Source organism: Vibrio sp. 10N.261.46.A3, assembly GCF_041472995.1.
GTDB classification, from domain to species: domain Bacteria; phylum Pseudomonadota; class Gammaproteobacteria; order Enterobacterales; family Vibrionaceae; genus Vibrio; species Vibrio coralliirubri.
Genome location: NZ_JBFRRH010000099.1, coordinates 1 through 3340 on the forward strand (window position 1 = coordinate 1; position 3340 = coordinate 3340).

The window sequence follows — 3340 nt, forward strand, 5'->3', positions numbered from 1 at the left end:
TTAAAATGCTCTAGCCGTGTAACTGCGCTTATGGCGGTTATGTGTGGATTGTCTTTGTCTATCCATGTGTTAAAATTACCTTAGAAATTCAGCCCTGATAACTCTCCATACCGCCAAGTTTGAATGAGTTTCGGGGCTTTGTTTTATCTGGCGTTAATCTTACTCCTCAATACTTTACTTCGCAATTTCCCTTCGTTTTTCTTGCTATCAGGCACAAAAAAGGCCGCTATCGCGACCTTTCCTTATCAGTGCAGATTAAGTGACGTTACGTTAAATACGTTTGCTAAAAACACCTAACGTACATACAATGTAAATATGATTAATTTTAACTGGGATTCAGCCAAAGCTGAAATCAACATCAAAAAGCATAGTATTTCTTTTGAGGAAGCAATGTCTGTGTTTTATGACGAATACGCAATTCAGTTCTTTGATGAAAGCCATTCAGATATTGAAGATAGATTTTTGATGCTTGGGATGAGTAATAACTTAAATGTACTTATTGTTTGTCATTGTGAGCGAGATGATGGAAATACAATAAGAATCATCTCCTCTCGAAAGGCCACAAAAAATGAGATCAAACACTACAAACGAGGACATTAGCATGAAAGATGAATATGATTTTTCAACGATGAAATCTCGCAGAAACCCTTATGCTACAAAGCTAAAAAAACCAGTGACGATGCGACTGAGTGAAGATGTTATTGATTATTTTAAAGAGATGTCAGAGGATTCAGAGATCCCCTATCAAAGCTTAATAAATTTATACTTACGAGACTGTGTTAACAATCATCGTAAGCTAGATATGAGTTGGAAAAACTAAAAAAGGCAGCTTTCGAGCTGCCTTTTTCTACTTCGCACTAAGTGCCGTTATGGTAAACAACAATGGATATCTAACGTTACATTTTTTCGATCAATATTGAGAACCGGCGACGTTGTCGCCTGAGCGGCCTACGGCCGAAAACAAAGAGACTCAACCGACTAGGCCGCTTTGCATGAATCGTTTATCCTATAGAACATAGCAGCTACGCTGCAATTGGGCGCGTGGTAGGTTTATGCGTATAATCAGGTTTTTCATTCGCTATAAATCACAACCTGATTACCATTACTGACTATGGCTGCTCGCACTTCTGTTAACACCCCCTATCAACCTAGACCGCTTAACTTTCTACTTGAGTTTAGTAGATACCCCCGTGCATGCACGGGGTACTTACTGTTACAACTCCATGCGGAGTTGACCAGAATCCTTTTCGCCCTGGTGTCTAACGTAATTCGCTATAACTTGTTCATTCACGCCTACGCTACTGACAAAGTAACCTGGCGACCAAACAATGTTCTCTTTCCAGTAAACCTTACTTAGCCAACTGAACGTTTTTCGCATGTGGTGCGACGATTGGCTTTTAGTTTACCCATGACGTCTGAAATACTGTATTTCGGTGGGATAAGCATCATCATATGCAGATGATCTTCATCAAAGCCTATCGTCTCGATCTCAACGCCAGGTAAACTTCGCAGTAACTTTGGCATAACCTTCCGTAGGTAGCTGCACATTCCAGGATTCAGGATTTTCCGACGGTACTTAGTTACCCAAACTACGTGATACTTCGTGTAGTAGACACTATGAGATGAGGTGTAATATTGCATTTATCCATCGTACCGTCTCCAAAGGCATTCATCCACGGGTAAACCCGTGGTTTTCTGTATCCACAGAATAAAGCATGGGAAACCATGGTGGCGACAGATTCAACACTTCGAGATATCGAAATCATTGAAGTCACTAAAATGCTCACCTGTGGCAAACCAGCCTTGGGAGGGATAGAGCGACACTGTGAAAGCAAAGAATGCATCCACTCTAACAACACCTGGTTTACTTGCTCTAGTCGAGCCTGCTCTCGTTGTGGTAAAAAATCGACCGATAACTGGATAATTCAGCAGATAGAGCGAATGCCACATTGTCCTTGGATGCATATGACATTCACTTTCCCTGATGTTTTATGGTCTCTGTTTCGTAACAACCGCTGGTTACTCGATAAACTTTGCCAACTCGCTATAGACAATCTCCTTTATGCAGCAAAGCAGGCAGGACTAAAAATTGGAATTTTCTGCGCACTGCATACCTTTGGAAGACGTTTAACTTGGCAACCTCATGTACATGTATCTGTCACCCTTGGGGGAATAAATTCACATGGCGACTGGAAGGCTCTCTCCTATTGCCATGAAAACGTCGAAAGACGCTGGCGAAACGGACTCTGTAATTTACTATTCGCTGAATATGAATCTCTAAATATTGAAGATGCCGACACTCACTGCCGTGATTTTGATGAATTTCGTCGCTTCATTAATGCTCAACGCCAACGCTTTTGGCATGTGCACTTTGCAAAGAAAACCCATCACCCAAAAGCCACAATAAATTACCTAGGTCGTTACCTTAAGCGTCCACCGATTGCTGGCGCAAAACTGGCTCATTATCGTGGTGAAGCCAATCTATCATTTCGTTACCTCAACCATCACACGGGAAAATATGAAATAGAGGAAGTCAGCCAAATTGAGTTGATCAAACGTCTTATCCAGCATATCCCAGAGAAAAACTTTCGCATGATCCGTTACTTTGGTTTTTTGGCCAATCGTGTGGTCGGAAATCAGTTATCCAACGTACGGGTGGCTCTAGGCATGGAGATTCATCCACCGAGTACGCCAGCACTTCGATATTGTCAGATGATGAAATCCTTTTTGAAAGTGGATCCTTTTGAATGCATTCTGTGCGGTGGCCGAATGAGATTTGCTGCTTTCCATGCTGGTGCTGGTCGGAAAAATATTATCAATGAAGCTTTAAGCAGGCGTGGTGAGGGCCTCGCATAGGGAAGATCTATCCAAAATCTGGAATTTGGACCATTTCAATGACATATTCCAGCCTAAATACGGGTTATACGGATTTGGGGAGAAATCTTTGCGGAATATTGACCATCTCAATATTAAAAAACTCCCCATTAGAAACTTTGAAATCGCTAAACATTGAACGTTCAGTGCGTCCGTTCACGGTAGGGCGGAACAACTGGTTGTTCTCTAAGACTCATAATGGTGCCCGCGCCAGTGCCGTGCTGTACAGTCTTATCGAAACCGCGAAGGCTAACGACTGTGAGCCGTATGAGTACCTCGAATACGTGCTACGAGAAATCCCGAAACTGAAGAGTGAGGACGACCATGGTCATCTTCTTCCTTGGAACATGCCAAAAACGGACGAGTCCCCCATTCCCGAATAGCGTTCAGAATGACAGATACCGCCTTAGTTGGCGGTATCTGTGTTGATATTAGAAAGTCAATGAGTCGGTTCGTAGACGCTTAC

4 protein-coding genes and 1 pseudogene are annotated in these 3340 nt (G+C 42.5%); 4 read left to right on the forward strand and 1 reads right to left on the reverse strand.

Translation table 11 applies throughout. From position 1 onward, the window contains the following. Nucleotides 1-315 precede the first annotated feature (315 nt). Together AB4484_RS20765 and AB4484_RS20770 are read left to right on the forward strand one after the other, a co-directional pair. Nucleotides 316-600 carry a BrnT family toxin gene (locus AB4484_RS20765; protein ID WP_372080165.1) on the forward strand — a complete coding sequence of 95 codons (285 nt, stop codon included), beginning with the start codon at nt 316-318 and terminating at the stop codon, nt 598-600. 1 nt (nt 601) lies between these two features. Continuing rightward, on the forward strand, nt 602-820 hold the full coding sequence (locus tag AB4484_RS20770; RefSeq protein ID WP_274138555.1) for a BrnA antitoxin family protein: 219 nt from the start codon (nt 602-604) through the stop codon (nt 818-820). Nucleotides 821-1213: 393 nt separating this feature from the next. Here AB4484_RS20770 and tnpA read toward each other — a convergent pair. Next, nucleotides 1214-1641 (reverse strand): annotated as a pseudogene (gene tnpA / locus AB4484_RS20775) (IS200/IS605 family transposase). A 54-nt stretch (nt 1642-1695) separates the two neighbouring features. Here tnpA and AB4484_RS20780 point away from each other — a divergent pair. Both AB4484_RS20780 and AB4484_RS20785 read left to right on the forward strand, forming a co-directional pair. After that, nucleotides 1696-2856 carry an IS91 family transposase gene (locus AB4484_RS20780; RefSeq protein ID WP_372080169.1) on the forward strand — a complete coding sequence of 387 codons (1161 nt, stop codon included), beginning with the start codon at nt 1696-1698 and terminating at the stop codon, nt 2854-2856. 38 nt (nt 2857-2894) lie between these two features. Continuing rightward, the gene (locus AB4484_RS20785) at nt 2895-3257 is read left to right on the forward strand and encodes a transposase domain-containing protein (protein ID WP_372080167.1); all 363 of its coding nucleotides are present in this window, start codon (nt 2895-2897) and stop codon (nt 3255-3257) included. Nucleotides 3258-3340 lie beyond the last annotated feature (83 nt).